The following is a 25,887-nucleotide window of genomic DNA, read 5'->3' as shown; positions in this document are numbered from 1 at the left end:
TAATACGACAATAAATCTGCCTTGATCCATTAAGGACTAGGACAGAGGGATGACGCGTAGGTAAGCACATTAGGTAAAGTGTGCTTTTTATAGATGAAGTCTGTCAAAGTCCTTCTTCCTTTTATAGGTAGAAGGGCTTTTTTGTGTGCAGACGTGCGCTCATCTCCTCTGAGAAGGAGGAGAAAGTTAGTGAAAACAAAATTAGATTTTTTACGTATGAAACAAAACAATGAACCAATTGTGATGCTGACTGCGTACGATTATCCGTCAGCTAAGTACGCTGAAGAAGCAGGCGTAGACATGATTTTAGTAGGCGACTCTCTAGGAATGGTCGTTTTAGGATATGACTCTACGATTCCTGTAACGGTAGATGATATGATTCATCATACAAAAGCGGTTAAAAGAGGGGCTAGTGATACATTTATCGTCACCGACATGCCGTTTATGTCCTATCACGTGTCGAAAGAAGACACGATGAAAAATGCTGCTCGCATTATGCAGGAAAGCGGAGCTCATGCTTTAAAAGTAGAAGGTGCAAACGATGTTCTCTATACAATTTCAGAATTGACGCAAGCTGGTATTCCGGCTGTTGCACATCTCGGGTTAACACCTCAGTCTGTCGGTGTTCTGGGCGGTTATAAAGTGCAAGGGAAAGAAGCGAAAGAAGCCAAACAGCTAATCCAAGACGCAATCAAGTGTGAGCAGGCGGGAGCTATTGCTGTTGTATTAGAGTGTGTTCCTAAACAAGTAGCAAAACAAGTAGCTGAACGCTTAAGCATTCCAACAATCGGAATCGGAGCAGGAGCTGAGACGGATGGTCAAGTACTTGTATACCACGATGTATTAACGTACGGCGTAGAGCGTGTGCCCAAATTTGTTCAGTCATTTGCGAAAATAAATGAGCCTATTTCACAAGGGCTTTCTCAGTATGTAAGTGAAGTGAAAAAAAGAGAGTTTCCGAAAGAAGCACATACTTTTTCAATGAAAGAAGAGCAGTTAACGGCACTGTACGGAGGGAAATAAGATGAAAGTCATTACAACAATTAAAGACATGCAGCAGGAGATGAAAAAAGAAAAGCAGCTTGGACGTTCAATTGGATTTGTCCCGACGATGGGCTATTTGCATGAAGGCCATGCTACTCTGCTTGGAGCAGCTCGCACAGAAAATGAAGTAGTGGCGCTAAGTATTTTTGTAAACCCGACTCAATTTGGACCAAATGAAGATTTTGATACGTATCCAAGAGATTTTGAGCGCGATGAGCGCGTGGCAAAAGAAGCTAACGTCGACTATTTATTTTATCCTTCAGTAGAGGAAATGTATAAGTCAAGCCGTTCAGTTGCTATAACCGTGAGAGATCGTGTAGACGTATTGTGTGGACAGAAGCGCCCTGGTCATTTTGACGGAGTAGCCACGGTACTAACAAAGCTTTTTCACATTGTAACCCCAGATCGTGCATACTTTGGTAAAAAAGATGCGCAGCAAGTTGCTGTAGTAGATGGTTTAATTGAAGATTTTAATTTCCCGGTGGAGCTTAGAGCAGTAGATACGGTGAGAGAAGCAGATGGATTAGCTAAAAGTTCTCGTAACGTATATTTAACAGATAAAGAAAGAGAAGAGGCACCTGTTTTATTTAAGAGTTTACAAAGCGCTCTGCAGCTTCTTGAAGGCGGAGAGAAGCAAGTAGAAATGATTAAAGGAACCATTCGAAAAGAAATTGAGCAACATACGAGCGGTAAAGTGGATTATATCGAGGTTTATATGTATCCAGAGCTAAAACCAATTAAGAAAGCCGCTGGAAAAATCATTATCGCTTTAGCTGTTCAATTCTCTAAAGCTCGTTTAATTGATAATGTAATTGTAGACGTACAGGGGGATAACTAAATGTTTCGCACGATGATGAACGCTAAAATACACAGAGCTCATGTAACTGAAGCCAACTTAAATTATGTTGGCAGCATCACCATTGATGAAGATATTATCGACGCAGTAGGAATTGCAGCAAACGAAAAAGTCCAAATTGTAAACAATAATAACGGAGCTCGCTTGGAAACGTACGTGATTCCCGGCGAACGAGGGAGCGGCGTAGTTTGTTTAAATGGAGCTGCTGCAAGACTCGTGCAGCCTGGAGATATCGTCATCATTATCTCTTATGCGCTCGTAGCAAATGAAGAAGTAGCTCACCATCATCCAACCGTAGCGATTATGAATGAGCAGAATAAAATCCAACAATTGCTTAAACAAGAACCAGCTGGTACAATTCTATAAGAACAGTCCCCCTTTGTGAGGGGGATTTTTATTTGAATACATACGCTAGTAAGTGAACGGTATAAACCTCTATACACACTAAAGAAAAACTTCTATGTATGAAAGCCTCTCTGTTTTTCACGAGAAGGAGTTGCGCTTTTAAAGCATATAGAGCAGGCTTTCACTTTATACTATAAAAAGACAGACTTGCGAGGTGTTGACCGTGAATAAACGCTTTGTTGTGGTAGATCTTGAAACGACGGGACATTCTCCAAAACAAGGAGATAAAATGATTCAATTTGCTGCTGTCATAGTAGAAGACGGCAAAATTGTTGAACGTTTTTCTAGTTTTTTAAATCCTGGTATGGATATTCCGCCTTTTATTACACAACTAACTAACATTCAAAATGATATGGTGAAAGATGCGCCTTTATTTGAAGAAATTTCACCTAAAATTATAGAATTGCTAGATGATGCTTATTTTGTTGCACATAATGTGGCATTTGATTTAACTTTTTTACAAGAAGAACTCTATCAGTGCGGGATGGAGACGCTTTATAATTCAACCGTGGATACCGTCGAACTGGCCCGGATTCTGCTGCCTACAGTTGATGGGTACAAACTTAGTCAATTAGCTGAGTATTTACATATTGAACATGAAAACCCTCATCAAGCAGATAGTGATGCAGAAGTAACGGCACGTATTTTACTTTTACTAATTGAAAAATTAAAGAAGCTCCCTTTAACAACCTTGAAGCAGCTATACGCGCTAAGCTTACACTTTAAAAGTGAAATTGGAGAACTGATTCAACAAGTTATAGATGATAAAAGTTATGCCGAGGATGATTCTTATGAATTTATACACGGCATTGCGCTAAACAAATATCAGCCGCATTCAGCTAATGAAAAGCAGCACTCTCATACTTACGAAATATTTGAAACTGAAAAGCAAAAGCTGTTCCATCAGGCTCTGCCATTGTTTGAAGAACGAAAAGGGCAGTGGGAGATGATGAACTTTGTACAAGAGTGCTTTGCAGGTAACGAGCATGCTTTAATTGAAGCCGGGACCGGTATTGGTAAAACCTACGCTTATTTAGTTCCTGCCGTGTTTTATGCTTCTGTTCATCACCACCCAGTCATTATCTCAACTAACACGGTAACGCTTCAGCAGCAAATCATCGAAAAAGATGTGCCCATTTTAGAAAAGATTGTGCCGTTTCCTGTCACAGCAGCTGTTTTAAAAGGAAGAGAACATTACATTAGTATAAGAAAATTCATTCAGCTCTTAAAAGAGCGAAATAATAATTACGATGCGATCCTCACAAAAGCGAAGCTGCTTATTTGGCTGACGGAAACGGAAACGGGCGACAGCGATGAAATAAACCTGCCTTCTGGGGGCAAACTTTTTTGGGAACAGCTAAATGAAAGCAATCCGTCTCCAAGTGACTTTAAGCATCCTTGGAAGCTTTATTCTTTTTATGAACGAGCGCAGAACAGAGCGCAAAATGCCCATATAGTAGTGACAAATCATCGCTTGCTGTTGATGGATGTGATGAGTAATCATGAGCTGCTACCTGATTATGAACAAATTATTATTGACGAGGCTCATCACTTAGAAGACATTGCCGGAGAAGAACTGGGAGAGCGCCTAGATTATTTTGCGGTTCATGCGCTATTAAACCGAATCGGAACCATTCAAGACAAAGGGCTGTTAAAAAAAGTTCATCATACGCTTGTAAAATATAGCATCGATCTTAACACTGAACTTCTTCAAAATCTGTTTGTACAGCTTCATTCTGAGTGCGATGACTTATTTCGTTTAATTCATTCTTTTGTCCAAAAAAGAATCGGCAATCAGCAGGGCGAGATTGGAAGAAGCAGCTATCGATATAAAGTGGAAAAAGAGCATGGGCATTACTGGACGGCTATTCAAGAAGCAGCGTCGCGTATTCGTTTTTTAATTCACGATCTTTTTACATGGAATGATGGGGCAAGACATTCCTTTGACGATTTATATGACAAAGTCACAAAAAATGAACAGTCGTCTCTTCATGAATTTCAAACGGCTGTTAAAGGATTTGAGCATATATCTCAGCAAATAGAAAAGCTTTTGTTCAAACAGCAGAGTCATCACGTAACGTGGTTTGAGATTGAACCAAAAGGAGCAGCGAATGCTACGTATATCTATAGTCAGCCTACTTCCATTGCCGATACGCTGGCTGATGAATTTTTCGCCAAGAAACAAAGCGTTATTTTAACATCGGCTACATTGACGGTGAATGGAACATTTGATTATTTAATTCAAGAGCTAGGGTTATATGACTTTCAGCCTGCTCAACTTATTCTCCCTTCCGAGTTTGATTATGAGAAGCAAGCTAGAGTCTATATTCCTCAAGATATGCCTGCTGTTAACGAAGTATCATTATATGAGTATAGCGCTATGATGGCAGAAAGTATTCTTGACGTAGCTAAAGTAACAAATGGTCGTATGCTGGTGCTTTTTACTTCATATGACATGTTGAAAGCTACGTATGGTTATTTAAAAGAGTTAAACGATCTTGAAGAGTTTGTACTGCTCGGCCAAGGAGTCACAACTAGAAATCGTAATAGACTGTTAAAAGACTTCAGTCAATTTGAGCATTCCATTCTTTTGGGTACAAACAGTCTGTGGGAAGGAATTGATTTGCCAGGAGATTTATTATCATGTCTCGTAATAGTCAGACTTCCTTTTTCATCTCCAAATCAACCTCTGTTGACAGCTAAATTTGAGCAGATGAAAAAAGAAGGGAAAAGTCCCTTTATGAATTATTCACTTCCTCAAGCCGTTATCCGTTTTAAACAAGGATTTGGACGGTTGATTCGTTCAAAAAGTGACCGGGGAGCTATATTTATTTTTGATAATCGTATTACGCGAACAGCATATGGATACCATTTCCTTCACTCGCTTCCAAAAGTCCAGGTTGTTCAAAAAACGTTTTCAAATATCTTACTGGACTACAAAGAATGGTGGAATGAAAAGACTTGAGCATAGCTTAAGTCTTTTTTTATGCATACTGTTTCTTCACTTGAGAGACGATAGTAATATACTATGATAAGCAAATGAGGACAGTGTATGATTAAAATATTGCTAAGTGCTGTACTGTTTTTTAGTTTTATGACCTGTTCGGTTTCAGCAGCCGTCATTAAAAACGTAGATTTTGGTTTGCAAGCTGATGAAGTAGTGATCACTTTTCTGCCTCTTTCAGATGGAGAAGCAAGTCTGATTCAAGACGGAAGCGGTGAGGCGATTTTAGTAAATACGGGGAGTGCATCTTCCTATCCCGAGCTAAACAAGTGGCTGCAGCGATATAAAGTAAAAAAAATCAACCAATTAATAATTACGAAACAGCAAAAGTACTATGATTCAAATGTTCAGCGAGCTGTGAAGGATTATCATATAGAGCGTATTATTGTGCCGGCTCAGTACCAGGCGGAATTTCAAACAGAGAAATGGAAAGAAAATGATTTATTTCAGTTAACGGATAATATACACGTTGATGTCTTGCATGCATCGAAGCAAAAAACAGCGGCTATGGATCTATTATTCACGATTGGAGAGCACCGAGTTCTATATGCCATGAGCGGCTCAGATGAAGTAGAGGAAAAGTTTTTACGCATTCCCCTTACTCATGTAGATATATTGAAAATTCCTAATTTTGGAGAGGGAACGTTTTTTTCGAATACATTTTTGAAGCAATTAGATATACAGCTTGCCGTTGCGTTTACGAAACCAGGGCGTTCCTATTCCCCTCGACTGCTTTCAAATTTAACAGCTGAATGGATTGAATTATATGACGTAAGAGAGGGGAGCGCTTACTCTATTAAAATGGCGCTAAAATCCTATGATGTGATGAAATTTTCTGCAAAATAAACAAATTTCCTTTTGCAAAAAGAGGTAAATTCCTTATAATATTATATATGTTTACTTATTTATTCGGTTTTTACGTAAAACGTACAGGCTGGATTGATGAGTGAAAAAGATGACGATGGTTTTTGATACCTGTTATAATACGGATATCGTCATTTTTGCGTCGTGATAGACGAGCTAGGAGGTTTACAATGGAAAGCAGGATTGAAGTATTATCAACTGTCCGCGTGGAAAATTCCTCGGATTTATATAAAATTGTTGATAGTTTGAATCGCACGTTGAAAAAGCAAGATTTGATGTTCGGATTAGCGTTAGATGAAGAAGATCAAAGCAAAGCTGTATTTACAATTTATCGTACATAAGTAGGGATTTTATGAAAAAGTTAATTATTGTAGCGGTCGCTGCTGTGCTTTTAATTATCGGAGGCATTTCTTTTAGCATTTATCACTCGTCTGTGAAGGATGTTCAGTCTGCTGAGGAAAAAGCAGCATCCCAAGCAAAAAAAGAATTTAATTTGAAATCTGTCACAAGCACCCAGCCATATTTCGGCAATCATGCATTTTATGTAGTAGAAGGTACAAACCGAAGCAATCAAAAGGTAATTGCTTGGATGCCTAAAAGCAAAAAACAAACAGCTGTTTTAAAGAAAGCAAGCAGCGGGATCACAAAAGAGAAAGCCATTTCCATTGTGAAAAATGATAAAAATCCGCAGGAAATTAAGTCGGTGCGCCTAGGCATTGAAAATAAAAAGCCGCTGTGGGAAGTAACATATGTGGATAAAGATAAGAAACATTTAACATACTATTATCTTGATTTCTCTAGCGGTGAATTTATAAAACGATACAGCTTATCTCAATCATAAATCGTTTATACCATATGAAATACCATATGTGTCATAATATAAGATTTCAGCGCTTTATGAAAATGAAGCCAATTTTTTATCTATAATCAGCCTGCGGGCTGATTATAGCTTTAGTTCATAGGGGGAGATTTTAGTGAAGTTAGCAAAACGTGTATCAGCATTAACGCCATCATCAACATTAGCGATTACAGCAAAAGCGAAAGAATTAAAAGCGGCTGGTCATGATGTGATTGGACTTGGAGCAGGGGAACCTGATTTTAATACGCCGCAGCACATTTTAGAAGCGGCTGTTACGGCAATGAATGATGGTCAGACAAAATATACGCCAGCAGGCGGTCTTGCACCATTAAAAGAAGCGGTAATTGAAAAATTCAAACGCGATCAAGGCCTGACGTATTCACCTTCTGAAATTATTGTTTGTACAGGTGCTAAGCACGCACTGTATACGTTATTTCAAGTTCTGTTAGACGAAGGTGACGAAGTAATTATCCCAACTCCTTACTGGGTAAGTTATCCTGAGCAAGTAAAGTTAGCAGAAGGTACACCCGTATTCGTTGAAGGTTCTGAAAATAACGAATTTAAAATCACACCTGAACAATTAGAAGCGGCTATTACTGCTAAAACCAAAGCTGTTATTATCAATTCACCAAGCAACCCAACGGGTATGATTTACACAAGAGAAGAGCTTCAAGCTTTAGGAGAAGTTTGCTTGAAGCACGATATTTTTATCGTATCAGATGAAATTTATGAAAAGCTTGTGTATGGTCAAAATGAACATGTATCGATTGCACAGCTTTCACCAGCGTTAAAAGAAAAAACAATTATCATTAACGGTGTTTCTAAGTCACATTCCATGACGGGCTGGCGCATTGGATATGCAGCTGGTGATGCTACAGTTATTAAAGCAATGACAAACCTAGCGAGTCACAGCACGTCAAATCCAACATCTATTGCTCAATATGCAACAATTGCTGCTTATAACGGCACTCAGGAGCCGGTGGAAATGATGCGACAAGCTTTTGAAGAGCGTCTAAACGTGATTCATGAAAAGCTGATTAACATTCCAGGGTTCTCATGCTTAAAACCGCAGGGTGCTTTCTACTTATTCCCTAATGCAATTGAAGCTGCAAAATTCACTGGTTTTGATACAGTTGATGCATGGGTAGAAGCTATTTTAGAAGAAGAGAAGGTAGCCCTAGTTCCTGGATCAGGATTCGGTTCACCTGAAAACGTACGTCTTTCTTATGCTACATCACTAGATCTGCTAGAAAAGGCATTGGAACGAATTCAATCATTCATGACTCGTCATATGAAATAAAAAAGATTATATTTAAAAATAAAAGAGCCTTTTAGCACAAATCACACGTGTTAGAAGGCTCTTTTTGTTTGTTACTTGTTATTATGTTTGTCGAAATGTATAATAGGATGGCATACATAATTACGAAATGTAAGTTTTTTGGAGGGATATTAATCGTGAAAATTACGATTTCAGAAGCAAGCAAGCATGTAGGAAAAGAAGTAACAATTGGTGCTTGGTTAGCGAATAAACGTTCAAGTGGTAAAATTGCCTTTTTACAGCTGCGCGATGGATCAGGATTCATGCAAGGGGTAGTTGTAAAAGCTGAAGTAGAAGAAGAAACTTTTAAATTAGCTAAGTCTATGACGCAAGAATCATCACTATATGTAACAGGTGTAGTACGTGAAGATGAGCGCTCACCGTTTGGCTATGAGTTAACAGTTACAAGCCTTGAAGTTATTCATGAAGCTGTTGATTATCCAATTACGCCGAAAGAACATGGAACAGAGTTCTTAATGGATAACCGTCATTTATGGCTGCGTTCTAAACGTCAACATGCTGTTATGAAGGTTCGTAACGAAATCATTCGTGCAACGTATGAATTCTTTAACGAAAACGGGTTTACAAAAGTAGATCCTCCAATCCTAACAGGAAGTGCTCCTGAAGGAACAACAGAATTATTCCACACGAAATATTTTGACGAAGATGCATATCTTTCTCAAAGTGGACAGCTTTATATGGAAGCAGCAGCAATGGCGCTTGGAAAAGTATTTTCATTCGGTCCAACGTTCCGCGCTGAAAAATCTAAAACACGCCGTCATTTAATTGAGTTTTGGATGATTGAACCAGAGATGGCTTTCTACCAATTCGAAGATAACTTGAAAGTACAGGAAGAGTATGTGTCTCATGTCGTACAGTCTGTTTTAACAAACTGTAAGTTAGAGTTAAATGTACTAGGCCGTGATACATCTAAGTTAGAACAAATTAAAGCGCCATTCCCTCGTATTTCGTACGATGAGGCTCTTAAATTCTTACATGAAAAAGGATTTACAGACATTCAGTGGGGAGATGACTTTGGAGCACCGCATGAAACGGCTATCGCAGAAAGCTATGACAAGCCGGTATTCATTACACACTATCCAACGTCATTAAAACCATTTTATATGCAGCCAGATCCAACAAATGAAGACGTAGTATTATGTGCAGACTTAATCGCACCAGAAGGCTACGGAGAAATCATTGGAGGCTCTGAACGTATTCATGATCAAGAGCTTTTAGCTCAGCGTGTAGAAGAGCACAAATTAGATACAGAAACATACAAGTGGTATTTAGAGCTTCGTAAGTATGGCTCAGTTCCACATTCAGGATTTGGTTTAGGCCTTGAGCGTACAGTAGCATGGATTAGCGGCGTAGAACACGTTCGTGAAACGATTCCATTCCCACGCTTATTAAACCGTTTATACCCGTAAGGAAGTGAAAAAGTATTCTGACTCCTGTAGTCAGGATACTTTTTTAGCTTTTTTTATGAATCATAAAAAGAAAAGAAAAACGAGGTTTTTACTTATATCACAAGGAAACAACGGCAAACATAGAAGAGAGTCTAACTTAAAACGGAGTTGCAATTCTCGAAAAAATAAGTTAGTGTAATATTCTTGGAAGGAAGTCATCGTTCGTATATATTTTATATGTGCAGAGCAATGGTACGGTTTCAGCGGAAAGTTTTACATAGAAGCTTTTTAGCTTCGAATAATTATTACTTTGACTATAAACTTCATGATATACTAACTACTGAGGTGTTCGGATATGAAAAAAGAAACGTTAATTGAATGGTTTGAACAAGGCACAGTTTCAATTCCGAAGCTGCTGTTTAATCACTATAGCGATTTGGGAATGAACGAAACGGAATTCATGACGTTAATGCATATTTATGTTTCCATTGAAGGCGGTGAAGGTTTCCCGACACCTAACGAATTGGCGGCAAAAATGAGTATTTCAAGTGCTGTGTGTATGGATACGCTGCGAGCATTAATTCAGCGCGGCTTTTTATCTATTGAGCAAGATCAACAGCAAAACGCCCTTATTTGTGAACGTTATTCATTAAAACCGCTTTGGGAAAAGCTTATTCATCATATGATGCAAGAAACAAGAGAAGTAGAAAAAAGCGAAGAAGAACAAGAAGAGCTTAATTTATATACAATGTTTGAAAAAGAGTTTGGCAGAGCATTGTCTCCGTTTGAATGCGAAACGCTAGCGATGTGGATTGATCAAGATCATCATGACCCCATTATTATTAAAGCGGCACTAAGAGAGTCGGTGATGTCTGGAAAATTAAACTTCCGGTATATTGATCGTATTTTATTCGAATGGAAGAAAAATGGCATTCAGACCATTGATCAAGCCCGCAAGCATAGCCAAAAATTTCGTCAAAATCAACAGCCCAAAAAACTATCTTCTGTTAACCCTTCTCAGTCTACATCAGCCATTCCTTTTTTTAACTGGCTAGAGCAATGACAGGATAAAAAGCTGCTTCAAGATCCAAGTAATTGAATCTTGAAGCAGCTTTTTTAAAAGAATGTGGACAAAAGTAGCATTTGACAAGAACCCTATTGTAAAATAGGGGGGAACTACCTGTAAGAAGAAGGAGAACTAGTATGTTAACGTTAAAACAAATCAGACAGTGCCTAGATGCTATGGCAGAAATGTTTCCTGACGCTCACTGTGAGTTAAATCATCGGAATCCCTTTGATTTAGTCATTGCTGTGGCGCTATCTGCTCAGTGCACAGATGCTTTAGTCAACCGCGTAACAGCGGATTTATTCAAGAAATATCAAACGCCTGAAGACTATTTAGCCGTTTCGTTGGAAGAGCTGCAGCAAGATATTAGATCAATCGGCTTATATAGAAATAAAGCTAAAAACATTCAAAAGCTCTGCCGTATGCTCATTGATGAATACGGAGGAGAAGTTCCGAAAGATCGTGATGAGCTGACCAATCTTCCGGGAGTAGGGCGTAAGACGGCTAATGTTGTTGTATCCGTAGCTTTTGGAGTACCGTCAATAGCCGTAGACACGCATGTAGAACGTGTAAGTAAACGCCTTGGGATTTGCAGGTGGAAAGATTCCGTTTTGGAAGTAGAAAAAACGCTGATGAGAAAAATTCCGAAAGATGAATGGTCCGTTACGCATCATCGACTTATCTTCTTTGGACGCTATCACTGTAAAGCACAGTCTCCTCAATGTCATGTCTGCCCGCTTCTTGATCTTTGCCGAGAAGGAAAGAAACGAATGAAAGGAAAAGAGAAGAAGACAGATGTTACCGATTGAAGTGCCGTCACATTTCATATGCGAACCATTTTATTCAAAAGAAGATCGGGTTCTTGAAGTAGATAAAAAAAATGGAAGAAATTATTTTGCTTATGATATTTTATACGATGTACATAAAGAAACGAAAACACCTTGGAGGGATGTTCAAAAGAACATACGGCCATTTTTTGAAAAGTGGGAAACTCAAAGGGAAGAACTGCATACGCTTTTTTCTCAGCGAAAAGCAAAAGAAGCAGCGCCTTGTATGAAACAAGCTGCTGCTATGTATATTAGTTTACTGTTTTGGATTAATGGACAGCCCGTTCGGCGTTTAAATCGGCTGCAAGAAGACATAGCGGACCTAACCTATAAGCCTATTAACTGTGCTGAGAGACTTATGTTTTTGCTGCAGCGAGTTTCTTCTTATCAAGCGTATATTCAGCTGACAGAATTATTTAATGAGCTGCGTAAGCAGTATGCAAAAATGCTTATTCTTCACAAGAAATAAAGCCCCTACACGTGTAGGGGCTTTTTACTGCTACGTTAATTTTCAGTTGTTGGCTCTTGCTGCGGTGTAGCAGGTGTTGACGGCGTCGATGGTGTAGCAGGAGTTTGTGGTGTTTGACTTCCTGAGTCACTTCCACCGTTGTCTGCTGGAGGAGGAGTTGTGCCCCCGTTATTATTGTTGTTATTACCATCGTTAGTATTGCCGCTATCGTTATTGTTATTATCGGTATTGCCGTTATTACCGCTATTGCTACCGTCACTATTGCTGCCATTATTGCTGTTTTGGTTATCATCCGGCTTAGTAGATGAATCGTCACCTTGATCAGAGCCGTTGTTTTGATCAGTGTTGCTATTGTCTTCATTTTGATTATCGTCCGTTGTTCCGTCATCTTCAGGCTTAGTAGAATTATCTTCGGTAGCTTGATCTGATGAATCAGGGACTTTTACAGAAGAACTAGCGCTTTCGCCCGTATTTGTTGTTACGGTGAAACTATACGTTGCGCCTGCTGCTGGATTGGAAATTGTTTTTCCACCGGCTCCTGCGCCAGATGCGAGTTGTTCAGAACCGTTAGGAGATGACATTGTGACTGTAAAGGTCGTATCACTGGCTGCGTTTGACGCTGACCAGTTAACTGAAATTGCTCCTCCGCTATACGAAGCAGTAATTTTGGGCTTCACATCTTTATTGTCTTTTTTCTCTTTTTTGTCCTCTTTTTTATCTTCTTTCTTTTCTTCTTTTTCTTTCTTCACAAACGTTTGAGATACTTTTGTCGGTGCAGTGCCGCGCACAAAGTATTCTTTCGTAATTAGGCTCGAAGGAGTAGAGCCGCTTGGGCGTTTTAAGTCTTTGCCCGTTGGTTTTTCCACGGAACGTTCAACTACGCTGTCCGGCTGCTTGAAACTTCCTTTAGGTTTGCCTTCAGAAATATGAGTAATAACATGCTTAAAGATATTTTTTGCCATGCCTGTTTCATTAGGACTTAAAATATAGCCGTCTTTAGCAGTTTCATAGCCTGTCCATACGGAAATCGTATAGTTTGGCGTAAATCCATTAAACCAAACGTCTTTTTCACCAGCGTCTGGAATATTGTATCGTTGCTTTTCTGCAGCACTAAAGTTCGAAGTTCCCGTTTTACCCGCAATTTCTAATCCTGGTGTACGAACAGCACGAGCTGTACCATATGATTCGTTTACAACAGATTTCATCATGTCCGTCATCATAAATGCCGTGTAATCTTGCATTGCGCGTTTTGGTTTTGGCGTTAAATCAATTTCTGTTCCATCAGGGAATTTTACCTTTGTCACCGTATGCGGTGCATTGTACATACCTTCATTTGCAAAAGCACTATAGGCTCCAGCCATTTGTAGAGGTGTAACACCTGTACGGAAGCCTCCGATAGAATAAGATTCAGAATAAGCTTCGCCGTCTTCTTCATCTAATTTTAGCCCAAGGCCTGTAGCGAACTCTTTTGCTTTGTCCGCACCGGTTGCTTGGAACGCTTTTAAAGCAGGGATGTTCAGTGAACGTCCTAAAGCTTCACGCGCTGAAACCCAACCTTTATAGTTGCGTCCAAAATTTCGGATTGGCGTGCCGTTTGAATAATGATATTCTTCATCTTTTAGCGGTTGTCCAGTAGACCACTTTAAGTTCTCAATCGCTGGACCGTAATCTAAGATCGGCTTAATTGTTGAGCCGGGCTGACGTCTCATATTTGTTGCAAAGTTTAAGCCGCCTGATACACGATTACGTCCGCCTCCAATTGCTTGAATACCGCCTGTTTCATTATCTACAACGACAAGACCTGCTTGGAATTTATCGTTCGGGAAGTTGACTACTTTGTTATTCATCACATCATCCACATAGTCCTGAGCATTCGTGTCAAGCGTTGTATAAATTTCTAAGCCCGCAGAAAATGGATCCGCGTCTGTTTTCTTTTTTACTTCCTCGATTACTTGATCAATAAATACATCGTACTTAGATGTTGATTCAGTTTGTTTAGCTAAGTGAGCCTGTACATCTACTTGTTTTGCTTTGTCGGCCTCGGCTTGTGTAATGAAGCCGTTTTTAGCCATTAAGTTTAATACTGTGTTACGGCGTTTAGTAGCATTCTCTGGGTTTGTAACTGGGTTATAAGTAGTTGGCGCTTTTGGTAAGCCTGCCAACATAGCAGCTTCATCAAGAGTTAAATCTTTTACGCTTTTAACTCCGTAAAATTTCTCAGCTGCTCGTTCAATACCGTATACTTCACCTGATGCGAAATATATTTTGTTTAAATACATTTCAAGAATTTGTTGTTTCGAATATTTGCGCTCAAGCTGGTAAGCTAACCACATTTCTTGTACTTTACGTTTAACCGTCTTCTTTGGTGATAAGAACGAATTCTTTACCACTTGCTGAGTAATCGTACTACCGCCCTCAGCACCGAAGCCGTCTTTAAAGTTCGCCATTAATGCTCCACCAATACGGTAAAAGTCGACGCCGTGATGTTTATAAAAACGAACGTCTTCCGTAGCGATAAATGCGTTTTTGACGACTTGAGGGATTTCATCGTATTGCACATATGTACGTTTTTGAGCTCCAATTTCTTTTACAACTGTCTTTCCATCGTTTGCATATACTTTAGATGAAAAAGAGTTTTTTAATACCGAGTCATCAACTTTTGGAGCATCGCTTATCATAGCAAAAAAAGTTCCCACTCCGGCAATGAGCCCGATGATTCCTATCAGTAAAACTGCGGCAACAATTTTACGAAATAGGCCTCCTTTTTTCTTCTTTTTCGGTTTTCCTTGAGATTTACCTTCTGGTTTGTTGTCATTCATAGCTCTTCGTCGTTCTTCACGAGAGCGATAATTATCTGACATAAAAACTCCTACCTTTCAACGCATTGTAAGAGAATGATTTCCGTAAACATATATATCATACTCTTAAAAGTATAATTTATCTATAGTTTTTATGTAATCGATTCTCGGATGGTAACCAAGTTCGATGAAATGTCCTTTTTTTTCAATATCTGCCTTAGGGATTGATTTTCGTCCATCTTTTTTCATGGAATCCCAGTAAGGAAAAAGGAACTGTGCTTCGAACAAGTATATTTCTTGTAAAGTAGAGAACATTAATATAACGAAACAAACCCCGTTTTGTTTCACAATTTGCTTCATATGTTCAATTTGATGTTCATGAAAATTACGCAGAGGAAATGAGGTTTTATTTCTCGTTTCTTTTGCTTCAAAGTCAAGGTGTTTTCCTTTATAGACGCCATTATAATCTGTAGTAGAAGCCTGTTTAAAATAAGCTTCTTTGATAACAGCGGCACTTCTCTTCGGATAGTCTACTTTTACAATTTGAACAGGGGTTGGTTTTTTGTGAACAATGGCTATTCCTTTTGAAACATAGTATTCGTTTGTTTCGTTTAAATCGTCCTCCAGCGTCATACCACGATTGCTATAGCTAGGTTCTAGCTTTTTAGGGGAAGGACTGCTGGTATTCAATGGCTTATAGGCCTTTCCGTTAGGATAGCGAATCATAACCATCACTCCTTTAGTGTAAATCTATTAAACAAACAAATTCTATTATACCAAATCCTACAAATAAAAATAGATGAAAGAAGATGAAGAGATGTCACTCAATAGTTCGGAACAAGCGCTGTTGACGGCGATTAAAAAAACAACAGACAAGCTGAATATTGATAATATATCAAGAACCCAAGCTTATGCAACTTTTTATCACAGATATCCTGAAGTAAAGTGGGCATTTCTCGCAAGTATGGTATCCCGAAACGCAGGGTGGAATATGTGTGATTTGCAAGGGGAAATCATGAAAAAAGCGTTATCAAAGCAAACGCGCGATTTATTATTTTTGACGTATGAAAGAGCAAATTGGCTTATTTTCAAAGATGCCTTCCCGCAATTACTATTGTATGCTGTTTCGCGTAAAAAACATGTCTCTTACCTTCATTTACTTCCCTATTTAAATGTTTCATCTTTTATCGAAGGAAAGTGGAGGCAATTTATGCAGAAACCTTGTGAACTGGAGCTTATTTATGCGTTAATCGTGAATGAGCAGCACGTTATTCAAAAGCCTGTCATTGAACAGCCTTTTTATCAAGATAAAGTATTTAAAAGTATGTTGTTTTTTTTTCAAGATATATTCCACTTTAGCTCCGTCCTTTTTCCTACTACAAAAGGGGAGCTATACGGTTGTTCTGTTCATGATTTTACAAAAGTAAATAACCGGATTGGTTTGGGGAAGAAATTAGCGGCTTTATTATTTCATGAAAAGTATTATCCCTTGTTTTATGAATTTTCTTTGAAAACAAAGCATACGGGGTCGAGATACGATTATGAGCAGTATTTTGTGGATGAAACCAGTTGTACACCTGCACTTCGAAAGGTGTATCCGGTTATTAGACATCATGAAAAAAAGAGAGAAAAGTGGTTTTTAACAAAAAAAGAGGAACAAAAGCTCATGAAAAAGCCGCATTTTCCAAAGAAAGTTCATTTTACAAAGTGGTATCTTCAAAAGCAAAAGCAGCTGCATATATTAATGAAAGTAGCGCAAGTAGTTAATGTAAATAAAAACGGTCACAAGTGACCGTTTTGTTCTTAAGTAGAAGGCTGGTTAGGACCGTTTAACTTTTTAGGATCACCGTAGGTTTTTGTTTCAGGCTTATTTTTAGGCTGTGATTTTTGCTGTTTGTTGGCCATGTCTAGGCACCTCCTATCATGTTGTAATGAACGTTCAGCAGCAGAATGTATCTCCTTAGCTGAAATGTCTATACTAGTGTTTTCAATATGTTCTCTTTCGATTCACCATAAATGAAAATGTCGAAAACATCTTTCTTTGACGAATAGAAACTAGTTTTGTCATGTGTGAAGGGACATTGAATAAAAAAGAGAATACGTTATGCAAAGGAAAATTTGGAGGGATGGCGATGAAACAAAGTATGGTTAGAACAAGCGAAATGATGACTTTATTAGATAGCTTACTAGAGCAAGTAGATCTAGTGGATAAAACGATGTCTACATCTATAAATGAAGCATTTACACATTGTGAAGAAACATATATGGAACAAGTTCATCGCATTGACCAATCGCTGCAAGAAATTGAAGTAGCTGTGTATGAAAGCATGCCTTCCGAAACAGAATGGAGTAGAAGCCGAAGAGAAATGGTTCTTCATACAGTATAAAGATTGTTTATGTTACAATAGTCATCGTAGAGGTGACGAATAACGATGAATGAAGATGTGAAAAAAAGTACGGAAATCATGTTTCAATATAATGAAGTAGCTGTAGAACGATTAGCGTCTATTCAACAGGAAGAAAATTATGAAGTGAAATTTTTTGAAGAAGTAAAACCTTATGGAGATATTTTCTTCAAAGAACTTGATGAATGGGCTAGTCTCGTAACGGAATGGCTGAAGAAAGAGCGACCAAAATATATTCATGTTAATCAAGTAGAGACGTTAAAAGAAAATTTACAAAACGTTGTACTACAGTCATTTTATCCCGAGACGCGAGAAAAGCGATTTAAAAAGATGTATCACTCAAATAAGTATGTGCTCGAGTCGATATTGAATAATTAATCCCGGCCTTCCGTTGAGACTTATAAGGTGGGGATTTTCTATGTATGCCTAAAGAGAAAACTCTTTAGGCATTTTATCATTATCAATAAAAAGTTAATCAAAATCTTTTTGTGATTGGATAGAAACAGCTGGGTGATCTTGTGAAGCAACTGTATCGATATGATAATCAACTTTTTCGGTATGTTTAGAAGCAACGGCGTTATTTGTTTTATTTACTGCACCTTGTCCTTGTTTTTTATGATCAAAATGTTTTCCACGACTCATGAAATAAACCTCCTTTATTGAATACTACGTTAAAGCCTTTATAGTATAAACAAGTCAAAAAAGAAGTATGTGTCCACTTTATAGGAAACAAAGAAACCACCGATTTCTCAGTGGTAGTAAAAAAATTAATCATCTTGTGCACTAAAATCAGGCTTAGTAGCTCCAATTTGTTCGAGTTCACGTACAGCGGCTTTGTAATTCATAGGAGTTAAAAAACCTTTTAAATACTGCTGCTGAGCAAAATCGAGTAATTCATTACTTGACTGCGGCTCATATTGTTTCACCGCAATAAAAGCTTCTTGAAGTTCGTTCACATACATGTAAATTCCCTCCTAATCCCCATTTGTGCCACTACGTATAGGTAGTATCACTTGTTCTTATCGTACCATATATTTAAATAATCTCGTTTTTTTGAAAAATTTAAACTTTCGACAGAAACCTACATATTTTTGAATGCGTTCCCCAAAAGTACAAGTAGACGAACGTCACCTCTTATTTCTGCATACATACTATATATTATGTAATATTAAAAAGGAGGTATTGATTTTGCATGTATACAAGTAAGCACTATCCGTATTATGAGCAACATCAACCAGAACGTTTTGATTTAAGTCAGGTACATCCATTTCCACAGTATCACCAGCAGCCATGGACGGAAGCTTATATGCCGCAACATCCGTACGCTCAGCAACAAATGCCTTTTGGCCCTCAGCAAATTCCCTATATGAACGGAATGTACCAGCAGCCCATGTACAACAATGCAGGTGCGCCTTTTAATCCATATCCTAAAGGTCAGCAGCAAAAGCCTCAGCCATCTCAATTTCAGTCATTAATGTCTCAGTTTAAATCGAGTGATGGCAATTACGATATGAACAAAATGATGAATACTGCGGGACAGATGATGGGAGCCATGAACCAATTAACATCCTTAGTAAAAGGGTTTTCCGGGATTTTCAAAGTATAAGGACTAGAAGTTATTTTCTAGTCCCAGCTTATTATTTTTTCTGTTGATTTTTCAAATAGTTTTCTCCAAGAAGTGCAAATACTTCATTGTAGGTTAGTCCAGACTGCGCATTTAAACGTTTGATCTCTTCGACATCTGTTGTTGATGAAGTTGAAATTTGATGTTTGTTTTTTTTCATAAAACCTCTCCTTTTCTATGTAAAATGAATAACGCTTCATCTTAGTATATTTCCAAATGTTCCTCTTCTATAAGTGGAAAAAAACGCCGAAGACACTCATGGCTCTTCGGCGTTTTTTTTTCAATAAAGATGAGTGTTTAGGGAAATTAAGAACGGCGAGAACGACGAGAGCGGCGAGTAGAACGACGAGAGCGGCGAGTAGAACGACGAGAGCGGCGAGTAGAACGACGAGAGCGGCGAGTAGAACGACGAGAGCGGCGAGTAGAACGGCGAGAACGGCGAGTAGAACGACGAGAGCGGCGAGTAGAACGGCGAGAACGGCGAGTAGAACGACGAGAGCGACGAGTAGAACGACGAGAGCGACGAGTAGAACGGCGAGTGCCGCGAGAAGAGCGACGAGTACCGCGAGTAGAACGGCGGCTACTGCGGCCAGTGCTACGAGAAGAGCGACGCTTTCTTGTTAGTGGACCAGCAGTTGGCTCTTGAAACATAAAAGATTTCAGTTCTGTACATTCTAGGGCTTCAGCAGCTTCTTTAATTTTTTCAGGTGTAATATGCAATACAAAAACCTCCTTGTCAATTGGACTAGGTCTTGCATTAATAGAATACGCGCTAATGCTTGTCCTTGATATGAGTCAAAAGTGGAGTTTGCGCAAATAGTTGATGCTGCGGGGTATCATGGAGAATTTACCCTTCATATACTTTAATAATTGAAGAAAGGTGGTCGAATCATGAATCAAAAAGAAATCCCTCAATACGCTCTGTTTGTAAATGTAAAAGATTTAAAGGAAATGCAAAAAGATATTTGGTCAGAAGAAGCGGTTCAGGCAACGATGAAGTTTAACAAAAAACGCTACGATATTGATTTGCTGCTAAGAGGCTCCCACATTCGGAAGATGAAGAAAAAGTCATATTATATTGAATTTTATTCTCCAAAAATATTTCAGCGCGCCAAAGAAATACACCTAAACGCCGAATACAAAGATCCATCGCTTATGCGCAACAAATTGTCTCTCGATTTTTTCTCCTCTTTAGACGTTTTATCTCCTCACTCTCAGTTTGTCACTCTTAAAATTAATGGGAAAAATGAAGGAATATATCTTCAGCTCGAATCGGTAGATGAACTATTTTTGAAAAAAAGAAATTTAGCGGATGGATCCATATTTTATGCAGTGGACGGAGATGCTAATTTTTCTTTGATGAGCGATTTGGATAAAAGGCCGAAAACAACTTTGTTATCTGGATATGAAAATAAAGCAGTGAGAGAAGGGGATGCGGAAAAATTAGAAAAGTTTATATTTAATCTTAATACGTGGACAAATACAGAATTCGAACAGAATATTGAGAAGTACTTGAACGTCGACCGCTACTTATCTTGGTTAGTCGGTATTATTTGTATGCAGAATTACGACGGTTTTGTCCATAACTATGCCTTCTATCTAAATCATGAAAGCGGGCGCTTTGAACTGATTCCATGGGATTATGATGCAACTTGGGGAAGAGATGTAAATGGAAAAGTAATGGAAGGAGACTATGTCCGCGCACAAGGATTTAATACGCTTACAGCTCGCTTACTGGCGGTGAACAGCATTAAAAAACGATATATTCAAAAAATGAACAATGTTCTAAATAATCAATTTACGATAGAATACATGAAACCAATCATTTATCAACTGCATGAGTATATTGCTCCTTATGTATTAAAAGATCCTTACGTAAAAGATAACTTGGAGCAATTTTATAAAGAACCCGAATTTATGCTGTCTTTTATAAAAGAACGAACAGCGTATATTAAAAATAACATTTTGACTTTTTAAAAAGAGATAGATTTATAGGCAATTTATAGGCAACAGTGGATTTTGTTAATAATAGGCAAATGCAGGAAATCAATAGCTGTACATGATACGTATATATACAGTATGAATGACCAATAAGGATAATCAATAAGGAGGAAAAACAATGAGTAACTATTACTACGACCAAAATCAAGATCAAACTCAAAATGCAAATCGTAGTCGCGCTCGCAAAGTTCAACAAGCTGAAAGCACGGGCTACTCTGCCCATTTTAAACCACTAAAAGGGAGAGTAGTGACTGTATATCGCGGGGGGCCTGAATCTAAAACGGGATATTTAATTGACGTTCAATCAGATTATTTAACACTTGCTCTTGAAACAAATCAAAATAACAACCAGCAAAATAATCAGCCGGCTCAGCTTATTCCACAGCAGCAGTATACATTTATTTATTATCAGCTTGCCCATGTTAAAAGCATTACAGAGGATACGAAGTCTAATTCGGCACAAACATTTTCTGGATTTAATAGTGAAGTAGAACTTCACAGAGCTAACACATTTGCAGGTACTCTATTATTAATGAAAGATAAGCAGGTGCAAATAAATCAAGGTGGTCCAGAGAAGAAAGTGGGTAAAATCCTTGACGTATTAGGCTCATTTGAATCTGCGTATGTCGTATTATTAACAGAAGATGACGGCGTCGTTTATATCAATGTAGAGCATATAAAGAGTGTAAGTGAAGTTGTAAGCAAAAATACACCTGTTGTTCCGCAAAATCCATTATTAGTTGAAGAAACACCTGATTATATCAAAGCGAAAAGTTTTAATGAACTGTTTGAAGAGTTTTCACATAGATGGGTAGCTATTAACGGTGGAGGCCCAGAGGCTGTGGAAGGTGTATTAGTTCAAAGCCGCAGTGGAAACTTTACTCTTGTACAAAATAATCAAGTTTTACGTTTACAACCAAGACACGTAAAAACCATTGCCTTAGGATCAAAAGGATCTTTCAAGCAAAATGAAGAAAATTCTGAGCAAAATGGAGATACAAATGAAGAAGATTCTATGCAAGAGTCAACTACAGTAGATAGAACCGGAGGTCGCACGGATGGCCGTACTGGAGACCGTACCGGAAGACGTACCGGAAGACGTACAGGAGGTCGCACAGACGATCGCTCGGGAGGACGCCGTACGGGTTCACGCTCTTCAACACCAGGTGAAAAAGTTATTAAAACGAAAAATTATCGTTGGAAAGCATGACGAACTGGAACGTAAAAGGTGCTTATAAAGCACCTTTTCTATCATATAGGAAAAAGGAGGAGAATGAGAATGAGTATGAATCATTATATTGATAAAATTGTTGAAGTCGATATATCAGGGAAAACAACGTTTATAGGAAAACTTGTTGATCTCGGGTTAGATGTAATGGTTTTATATAATGGACATGATTATTTGTATATTCCTCTTTTACACATACATCGCTTGCGAGAGGTTTCAGAAGAAGATTATACACCTTTACGAACCATAGAAGAGAACTTAATAGAAGAAAGTCAGCGGATTTCTTATCGTAATATTTTACAGCAGGCAAAAGGAAAATTTATTGAAATTTATGTAACAGGAGGAAAATCATTGCATGGCTATATTACAAGCGTGCTGAATGATTATCTTGTGTTTTATTCTCCAGTATATAAAAATGTCTTTGTTTCTTTACATCATTTGAAATGGCTTACCCCTTATAGTAATGAGTTAACCCCTTATTCTTTAAGTGACAAAGAGCTCCCAGTAAGGCCTGCCTCTGCACCTTTTGTCAGAAACTTTGAAGAGCAGCTTAAAAAATATGAAAATCAACTGGTCGTATTAGATTTAGGGGATCAATCAGAAAAAATTGGCGTACTTAAAGAAGTTTCTAATAATATTGTTGAACTAATTACGGCAAATGGAGAAAGTATGTACTGGAAGTTAGCTCACGTAAAATCTGTGCACTTGCCTTAGAAAAAGAGACCTTGGTGTCGTCTCTTTTTTTATGTGCTTATCAGGACAAGTATATTGAATAAACAAATGAGATGATTTAAATTTTTTAGAAAATTATGTTGACAATAAAGAAAATCTTTATTAAAGTTAGTAACAACAAACGTTAACCACCAACAATTATATAGAACTCTTATCAAGAGTGGCGGAGGGACTGGCCCTGCGATGCCCGGCAACCATCAAATGAAACATTCATTTGAACGGTGCTAATTCCTGTGGAACATCAGTATTGTTCTAACAGATGAGAGAAATCGTGTATAAACGAACACTCTTCCATCTGTGAAGAGTGTTTTTTATTTTGAGTTAAGGAGAGAAATAGATGAAAATTGAAACTTTATTAGTTCGTTCAGGAGTAGGTCGTGACCCTTCAACAGGTTCTATTACAACACCCATTTACCAAGCATCAACATTTGCTCATCCTGCTTTAGGGCAAAGTACGGGATTTGACTATGCACGTACGGCAAACCCTACTCGTACAGCATTGGAAGAAGCAATTGCTGCTTTAGAAAAAGGCGAAGTAGGAGTAGCATTCGCTTCAGGAATGGCGGGTGTAATGGCAGTTTTAGCACTATTTAAAAACGGAGATCATTTAATTGTATCAGAGGATTTATACGGAGGAACGTACCGAGTACTAAATGAAATCTTTTCAGAGCAAGGAATTACTGTTTCGTACGTCAACACAGCCCATCTCGAGCAAGTAAAAGATGCGCTTCGTCCCAACACGAAAGCTCTATTTATTGAAACACCTACAAATCCAATGATGCACGTGACTGATTTGCCAGAAGCAATTGCGTTAGCTAAACAGCATGATTTGCTTACTATCGTTGACAATACATTCATGTCCCCTTACTATCAGCGTCCTTTAGAGCTCGGAGCAGATATTGTGATACATAGTGCAAGCAAATACATTGGGGGTCATAATGATGTAGTTGCTGGTCTTGTAGTCGCTCGATGTAGTAGCTTAGGAGAGAAAATTCGTTTTTATCAAAATGCAGCTGGGGCAATCTTAGGTCCACAGGATAGCTGGCTGTTATTGCGCGGTATTAAGACGCTAGCGCTTCGTATGGAAAAACATAACGAAAACGCACTGAAAATTGCAAATTGGCTTACTGCTCATGATCTCGTGGAAAAAGTGTATTACCCTGGTCTTGAAACACATCCGGGCTATGAAATCATGAAGAAACAAGCAACTGGATTTGGAGGCATGATTTCTTTTGCTGTCTCACACCCTAACATCGTGTCAGTACTTTTAGAAAATGTTAAAGTTATTACATTTGCAGAAAGCTTAGGAGGCGTGGAAAGTTTAATGACATTCCCAGCTCGTCAAACACACGCTGATATTCCGGAGGAAATTCGAAATCGTGTCGGAGTAACAAACTGTTTACTTCGATTATCAGTTGGAATTGAGCACGCAGATGATTTAATTAAAGATTTGAAGGAGGCATTTGATGCATACCAACAATAATAAACATAGATTTGGTACGAACTTAATTCATGCAAATACAGGAATTGACGGTCATTTTGGAGCGGTTAACGTACCTATTTATCAGGTATCTACATTTAATCAAGAAGATGAGACGAACAACGGCCGCTATGACTATTCTCGTTCAGGAAACCCAACGCGTGAGGCTTTAGAAAACACTATTGCTCAGCTAGAAAATGGATACGCTGGTTTTGCTTTTTCATCAGGTATGGCTGCTATTTCATCGGTGTTATCTATTTTTGAATCAGGAGATGAAATTTTAGTTTCACACGATACGTACGGCGGGACATATCGTGTATTAACACGACTATTTTCAAAGTTTGGTATCAAAACAACTTTTGTTGATACAACGAAGGTTGAGAAAGTAGAAGAAGCTATCACAAAAGATACGAAGGCTATTTATATCGAAAGCCCTTCAAATCCATTTTTACAGGTAACGGATATTAAAGCAGTAGCAAGTTTGGCGAAGGAGCACAATCTCCTTACAATTGTGGATAACACGTTTTTAACACCTTATCTACAGCAGCCGATTGACCTTGGTGTAAATATTGTCATTCATAGTGCTACAAAATATATCAGCGGCCACAGTGACGTCATTGGCGGTTTAGTTGTAGTAAGCGATGAAAAGCTAGCGGAAGAAGTAAAGTTTGTACAAAATGCTTTTGGTGCTATCTTGGGGCCACAGGATTGTTTTTTACTGCTTCGAGGCATTAAGACATTAAAAGTTCGTTTAGATCAGCAGTTAAAAACAGCGCTGCAGTTTGCAAAGTGGCTTGAAGAACAATCTCTAGTGAGCCGTGTATACTACCCAGGCTTAAAAAGTCATCCGGACCACAAACTCATTTCAGAACAAGCAAATGGATACGGAGCTATGATTTCTTTCCAAGTGCAGGATGAAGAAGTAGCACGACATATTTTACAAGGAGTCAAATTAGCTTCAATTGGAGTTAGTCTAGGTGCAGTTGAATCCATTCTCACGCATCCTGCAACAATGTCTCATGCAAGTATCCCAAAAGAAGTACGTGAAGAAAAAGGAATTACTGATTCACTTCTTCGCCTTTCAGTAGGGCTAGAGGAATTCGAGGATTTGAAGCAAGACTTTAACGCTGTTTTTCAAAGCTTAGAAGAAAAAGCGTTAATTAAATAAAAAAAGGACTTCCATTAAGGAAGTCCTTTTTTTGTTATATACAGCTATCTAAAAGGTTTGTGTATAGGGACGTAAGCGCAACTTTTTCATCAGAGGAAAGACTGCTGTTTAGAATTCTTTTTATGCCAAGATGATATTTTACATACGGTGTTTGCCGAACGCGTGGATGAGTCATTTCATCTTTTAAATCTTTCAGAATGGCTTCGTGAAGCTGATCTTCACTTGTCAGGGCTTGTTTAGAAGCGAAAGAACGGTTCAACCATAGGGTCTGATAAGCTGCTAGTAAATGTTCAGAAGTCATTGTGCAAAGAGCTCCTTTAGATTAGTTTC

The 25,887-nt window shown here is 38.4% G+C and carries 29 protein-coding genes and 1 riboswitch; of the genes, 21 read left to right on the top strand and 8 right to left on the bottom strand.

The genetic code is table 11. The features are described from left to right. Nucleotides 1–189 precede the first annotated feature (189 nt). The 12 genes from panB (at nt 190) to ACH6EI_RS17535 (ending at nt 12,121) form a co-directional block, all read left to right on the top strand. A complete protein-coding gene (gene panB, locus ACH6EI_RS17590; protein WP_028414085.1) occupies nt 190–1,023 on the top strand; it encodes a 3-methyl-2-oxobutanoate hydroxymethyltransferase in 834 nt (277 codons plus the stop codon). Between the two features lies 1 nt (nt 1,024). Beyond that, nucleotides 1,025–1,882 carry a pantoate--beta-alanine ligase gene (gene panC / locus ACH6EI_RS17585; RefSeq protein WP_028414084.1) on the top strand — a complete coding sequence of 286 codons (858 nt, stop codon included), beginning with the start codon at nt 1,025–1,027 and terminating at the stop codon, nt 1,880–1,882. After that, nucleotides 1,883–2,266 carry an aspartate 1-decarboxylase gene (gene panD, locus ACH6EI_RS17580; protein ID WP_028407965.1) on the top strand — a complete coding sequence of 128 codons (384 nt, stop codon included), beginning with the start codon at nt 1,883–1,885 and terminating at the stop codon, nt 2,264–2,266. It abuts the gene before it with no gap. Between the two features lie 202 nt (nt 2,267–2,468). Then, nucleotides 2,469–5,270 carry an ATP-dependent DNA helicase DinG gene (dinG, locus tag ACH6EI_RS17575; RefSeq protein WP_099330768.1) on the top strand — a complete coding sequence of 934 codons (2,802 nt, stop codon included), beginning with the start codon at nt 2,469–2,471 and terminating at the stop codon, nt 5,268–5,270. Between the two features lie 87 nt (nt 5,271–5,357). Further along, nucleotides 5,358–6,155 (top strand): ComEC/Rec2 family competence protein, encoded by a 798-nt coding sequence (locus tag ACH6EI_RS17570; protein WP_028414082.1) that lies wholly within the window; start codon nt 5,358–5,360, stop codon nt 6,153–6,155. Between the two features lie 188 nt (nt 6,156–6,343). Next, nucleotides 6,344–6,514, top strand: coding sequence for a YpmA family protein (locus ACH6EI_RS17565; RefSeq protein WP_013056102.1), 171 nt, complete (start codon nt 6,344–6,346; stop codon nt 6,512–6,514). An 11-nt stretch (nt 6,515–6,525) separates the two neighbouring features. Further along, nucleotides 6,526–7,014, top strand: coding sequence for a cell wall elongation regulator TseB-like domain-containing protein (locus tag ACH6EI_RS17560; RefSeq protein WP_013056103.1), 489 nt, complete (start codon nt 6,526–6,528; stop codon nt 7,012–7,014). Nucleotides 7,015–7,147: 133 nt separating this feature from the next. After that, complete coding sequence (locus ACH6EI_RS17555) at nt 7,148–8,332, top strand: pyridoxal phosphate-dependent aminotransferase (RefSeq protein ID WP_098112891.1); 1,185 nt, start codon at nt 7,148–7,150, stop codon at nt 8,330–8,332. 155 nt (nt 8,333–8,487) lie between these two features. Further along, a complete protein-coding gene (gene asnS / locus ACH6EI_RS17550; protein ID WP_045293839.1) occupies nt 8,488–9,780 on the top strand; it encodes an asparagine--tRNA ligase in 1,293 nt (430 codons plus the stop codon). 334 nt (nt 9,781–10,114) lie between these two features. After that, entirely contained in the window at nt 10,115–10,822 is a 708-nt protein-coding gene (locus ACH6EI_RS17545; RefSeq protein WP_016763459.1) for a DnaD domain-containing protein, read from the top strand. 140 nt (nt 10,823–10,962) lie between these two features. Then, entirely contained in the window at nt 10,963–11,634 is a 672-nt protein-coding gene (gene nth, locus ACH6EI_RS17540; RefSeq protein WP_028414079.1) for an endonuclease III, read from the top strand. Then, the gene (locus tag ACH6EI_RS17535) at nt 11,621–12,121 is read left to right on the top strand and encodes a YpoC family protein (RefSeq protein ID WP_028414078.1); all 501 of its coding nucleotides are present in this window, start codon (nt 11,621–11,623) and stop codon (nt 12,119–12,121) included. Before nth ends, ACH6EI_RS17535 begins: the two co-directional genes overlap by 14 nt. Before the next feature lie 35 nt (nt 12,122–12,156). Here the strand turns inward: ACH6EI_RS17535 and ACH6EI_RS17530 are convergent, their stop codons facing one another. Both ACH6EI_RS17530 and recU read right to left on the bottom strand, forming a co-directional pair. Further along, nucleotides 12,157–14,982: a transglycosylase domain-containing protein gene (locus ACH6EI_RS17530; RefSeq protein WP_028414077.1), complete on the bottom strand. Its 2,826-nt coding sequence runs from the start codon at nt 14,980–14,982 to the stop codon at nt 12,157–12,159. 63 nt (nt 14,983–15,045) lie between these two features. Continuing rightward, the gene (gene recU / locus ACH6EI_RS17525; protein ID WP_028414076.1) at nt 15,046–15,645 is read right to left on the bottom strand and encodes a Holliday junction resolvase RecU; all 600 of its coding nucleotides are present in this window, start codon (nt 15,643–15,645) and stop codon (nt 15,046–15,048) included. A gap of 73 nt (nt 15,646–15,718) precedes the next feature. Between recU and ACH6EI_RS17520 the strand changes: the two genes are divergently transcribed. Beyond that, nucleotides 15,719–16,711: a DUF2515 family protein gene (locus tag ACH6EI_RS17520; protein WP_028414075.1), complete on the top strand. Its 993-nt coding sequence runs from the start codon at nt 15,719–15,721 to the stop codon at nt 16,709–16,711. A gap of 11 nt (nt 16,712–16,722) precedes the next feature. Here the strand turns inward: ACH6EI_RS17520 and ACH6EI_RS17515 are convergent, their stop codons facing one another. Further along, a complete protein-coding gene (locus tag ACH6EI_RS17515) occupies nt 16,723–16,824 on the bottom strand; it encodes a hypothetical protein (RefSeq protein WP_016763465.1) in 102 nt (33 codons plus the stop codon). A gap of 227 nt (nt 16,825–17,051) precedes the next feature. Here ACH6EI_RS17515 and ACH6EI_RS17510 point away from each other — a divergent pair, with 227 nt between their 5' ends. Together ACH6EI_RS17510 and ACH6EI_RS17505 are read left to right on the top strand one after the other, a co-directional pair. Further along, on the top strand, nt 17,052–17,306 hold the full coding sequence (locus ACH6EI_RS17510) for a hypothetical protein (protein ID WP_028414074.1): 255 nt from the start codon (nt 17,052–17,054) through the stop codon (nt 17,304–17,306). 45 nt (nt 17,307–17,351) lie between these two features. Continuing rightward, nucleotides 17,352–17,702: a YppE family protein gene (locus ACH6EI_RS17505; RefSeq protein ID WP_013056113.1), complete on the top strand. Its 351-nt coding sequence runs from the start codon at nt 17,352–17,354 to the stop codon at nt 17,700–17,702. A 93-nt stretch (nt 17,703–17,795) separates the two neighbouring features. On the opposite strand, the gene ACH6EI_RS17500 is transcribed toward ACH6EI_RS17505, so the two are convergent. Then, the gene (locus ACH6EI_RS17500; protein ID WP_167387310.1) at nt 17,796–17,966 is read right to left on the bottom strand and encodes a hypothetical protein; all 171 of its coding nucleotides are present in this window, start codon (nt 17,964–17,966) and stop codon (nt 17,796–17,798) included. A gap of 125 nt (nt 17,967–18,091) precedes the next feature. Then, a complete protein-coding gene (locus ACH6EI_RS17495; protein WP_013056115.1) occupies nt 18,092–18,286 on the bottom strand; it encodes a YppF family protein in 195 nt (64 codons plus the stop codon). 230 nt (nt 18,287–18,516) lie between these two features. Here ACH6EI_RS17495 and ACH6EI_RS17490 point away from each other — a divergent pair, with 230 nt between their 5' ends. Next, complete coding sequence (locus tag ACH6EI_RS17490; RefSeq protein ID WP_028414073.1) at nt 18,517–18,930, top strand: YppG family protein; 414 nt, start codon at nt 18,517–18,519, stop codon at nt 18,928–18,930. A gap of 31 nt (nt 18,931–18,961) precedes the next feature. On the opposite strand, the gene ACH6EI_RS17485 is transcribed toward ACH6EI_RS17490, so the two are convergent. Together ACH6EI_RS17485 and ACH6EI_RS17480 are read right to left on the bottom strand one after the other, a co-directional pair. Beyond that, the gene (locus ACH6EI_RS17485) at nt 18,962–19,108 is read right to left on the bottom strand and encodes a hypothetical protein (protein ID WP_165573333.1); all 147 of its coding nucleotides are present in this window, start codon (nt 19,106–19,108) and stop codon (nt 18,962–18,964) included. A 146-nt stretch (nt 19,109–19,254) separates the two neighbouring features. Further along, nucleotides 19,255–19,668 (bottom strand): CotG/ExsB N-terminal domain-containing protein, encoded by a 414-nt coding sequence (locus ACH6EI_RS17480; protein WP_108674528.1) that lies wholly within the window; start codon nt 19,666–19,668, stop codon nt 19,255–19,257. Nucleotides 19,669–19,836: 168 nt separating this feature from the next. Here ACH6EI_RS17480 and ACH6EI_RS17475 point away from each other — a divergent pair, with 168 nt between their 5' ends. The 5 genes from ACH6EI_RS17475 (at nt 19,837) to ACH6EI_RS17455 (ending at nt 25,557) form a co-directional block, all read left to right on the top strand. Beyond that, entirely contained in the window at nt 19,837–20,925 is a 1,089-nt protein-coding gene (locus ACH6EI_RS17475) for a CotH kinase family protein (RefSeq protein ID WP_028414071.1), read from the top strand. Nucleotides 20,926–21,067: 142 nt separating this feature from the next. Next, a complete protein-coding gene (locus tag ACH6EI_RS17470) occupies nt 21,068–22,159 on the top strand; it encodes a hypothetical protein (protein ID WP_028414070.1) in 1,092 nt (363 codons plus the stop codon). A 69-nt stretch (nt 22,160–22,228) separates the two neighbouring features. Beyond that, complete coding sequence (locus tag ACH6EI_RS17465; RefSeq protein WP_028414069.1) at nt 22,229–22,891, top strand: hypothetical protein; 663 nt, start codon at nt 22,229–22,231, stop codon at nt 22,889–22,891. A 166-nt stretch (nt 22,892–23,057) separates the two neighbouring features. Continuing rightward, nucleotides 23,058–23,175, top strand: a riboswitch (SAM riboswitch). A 71-nt stretch (nt 23,176–23,246) separates the two neighbouring features. After that, nucleotides 23,247–24,392 (top strand): trans-sulfuration enzyme family protein, encoded by a 1,146-nt coding sequence (locus ACH6EI_RS17460; protein ID WP_099330770.1) that lies wholly within the window; start codon nt 23,247–23,249, stop codon nt 24,390–24,392. Beyond that, the gene (locus ACH6EI_RS17455; RefSeq protein ID WP_048018481.1) at nt 24,376–25,557 is read left to right on the top strand and encodes a trans-sulfuration enzyme family protein; all 1,182 of its coding nucleotides are present in this window, start codon (nt 24,376–24,378) and stop codon (nt 25,555–25,557) included. Before ACH6EI_RS17460 ends, ACH6EI_RS17455 begins: the two co-directional genes overlap by 17 nt. 34 nt (nt 25,558–25,591) lie before the next feature. Here the strand turns inward: ACH6EI_RS17455 and ACH6EI_RS17450 are convergent, their stop codons facing one another. Next, complete coding sequence (locus ACH6EI_RS17450) at nt 25,592–25,858, bottom strand: hypothetical protein (RefSeq protein ID WP_028414066.1); 267 nt, start codon at nt 25,856–25,858, stop codon at nt 25,592–25,594. Nucleotides 25,859–25,887 lie beyond the last annotated feature (29 nt).

Source organism: Priestia sp. JSM ZJ58 (assembly GCF_044383985.1).
GTDB lineage: Bacteria > Bacillota > Bacilli > Bacillales > Bacillaceae_H > Priestia > Priestia zanthoxyli.
This window is presented reverse-complemented; position numbering and strand designations above follow the sequence as displayed.

Coding starts and splice junctions, on each gene's coding strand:
- ACH6EI_RS17500 (WP_167387310.1), bottom strand. CDS start 17,966: ATGAGTCGTGGAAAACATTTTGATCATAAAAAACAAGGACAAGGTGCA.
- ACH6EI_RS17515 (WP_016763465.1), bottom strand. CDS start 16,824: ATGGCCAACAAACAGCAAAAATCACAGCCTAAAAATAAGCCTGAAACA.
- ACH6EI_RS17460 (WP_099330770.1), top strand. CDS start 23,247: ATGAAAATTGAAACTTTATTAGTTCGTTCAGGAGTAGGTCGTGACCCT.
- ACH6EI_RS17490 (WP_028414073.1), top strand. CDS start 18,517: ATGTATACAAGTAAGCACTATCCGTATTATGAGCAACATCAACCAGAA.
- ACH6EI_RS17565 (WP_013056102.1), top strand. CDS start 6,344: ATGGAAAGCAGGATTGAAGTATTATCAACTGTCCGCGTGGAAAATTCC.
- ACH6EI_RS17455 (WP_048018481.1), top strand. CDS start 24,376: ATGCATACCAACAATAATAAACATAGATTTGGTACGAACTTAATTCAT.
- panC (WP_028414084.1), top strand. CDS start 1,025: ATGAAAGTCATTACAACAATTAAAGACATGCAGCAGGAGATGAAAAAA.
- ACH6EI_RS17495 (WP_013056115.1), bottom strand. CDS start 18,286: ATGTATGTGAACGAACTTCAAGAAGCTTTTATTGCGGTGAAACAATAT.
- ACH6EI_RS17450 (WP_028414066.1), bottom strand. CDS start 25,858: ATGACTTCTGAACATTTACTAGCAGCTTATCAGACCCTATGGTTGAAC.
- ACH6EI_RS17510 (WP_028414074.1), top strand. CDS start 17,052: ATGAAACAAAGTATGGTTAGAACAAGCGAAATGATGACTTTATTAGAT.
- ACH6EI_RS17505 (WP_013056113.1), top strand. CDS start 17,352: ATGAATGAAGATGTGAAAAAAAGTACGGAAATCATGTTTCAATATAAT.
- ACH6EI_RS17485 (WP_165573333.1), bottom strand. CDS start 19,108: ATGAAAAAAAACAAACATCAAATTTCAACTTCATCAACAACAGATGTC.
- ACH6EI_RS17570 (WP_028414082.1), top strand. CDS start 5,358: ATGATTAAAATATTGCTAAGTGCTGTACTGTTTTTTAGTTTTATGACC.
- ACH6EI_RS17545 (WP_016763459.1), top strand. CDS start 10,115: ATGAAAAAAGAAACGTTAATTGAATGGTTTGAACAAGGCACAGTTTCA.
- ACH6EI_RS17470 (WP_028414070.1), top strand. CDS start 21,068: ATGAGTAACTATTACTACGACCAAAATCAAGATCAAACTCAAAATGCA.
- recU (WP_028414076.1), bottom strand. CDS start 15,645: ATGATTCGCTATCCTAACGGAAAGGCCTATAAGCCATTGAATACCAGC.
- nth (WP_028414079.1), top strand. CDS start 10,963: ATGTTAACGTTAAAACAAATCAGACAGTGCCTAGATGCTATGGCAGAA.
- ACH6EI_RS17530 (WP_028414077.1), bottom strand. CDS start 14,982: ATGTCAGATAATTATCGCTCTCGTGAAGAACGACGAAGAGCTATGAAT.
- panD (WP_028407965.1), top strand. CDS start 1,883: ATGTTTCGCACGATGATGAACGCTAAAATACACAGAGCTCATGTAACT.
- ACH6EI_RS17535 (WP_028414078.1), top strand. CDS start 11,621: ATGTTACCGATTGAAGTGCCGTCACATTTCATATGCGAACCATTTTAT.
- ACH6EI_RS17520 (WP_028414075.1), top strand. CDS start 15,719: ATGAAAGAAGATGAAGAGATGTCACTCAATAGTTCGGAACAAGCGCTG.
- ACH6EI_RS17560 (WP_013056103.1), top strand. CDS start 6,526: ATGAAAAAGTTAATTATTGTAGCGGTCGCTGCTGTGCTTTTAATTATC.
- ACH6EI_RS17465 (WP_028414069.1), top strand. CDS start 22,229: ATGAGTATGAATCATTATATTGATAAAATTGTTGAAGTCGATATATCA.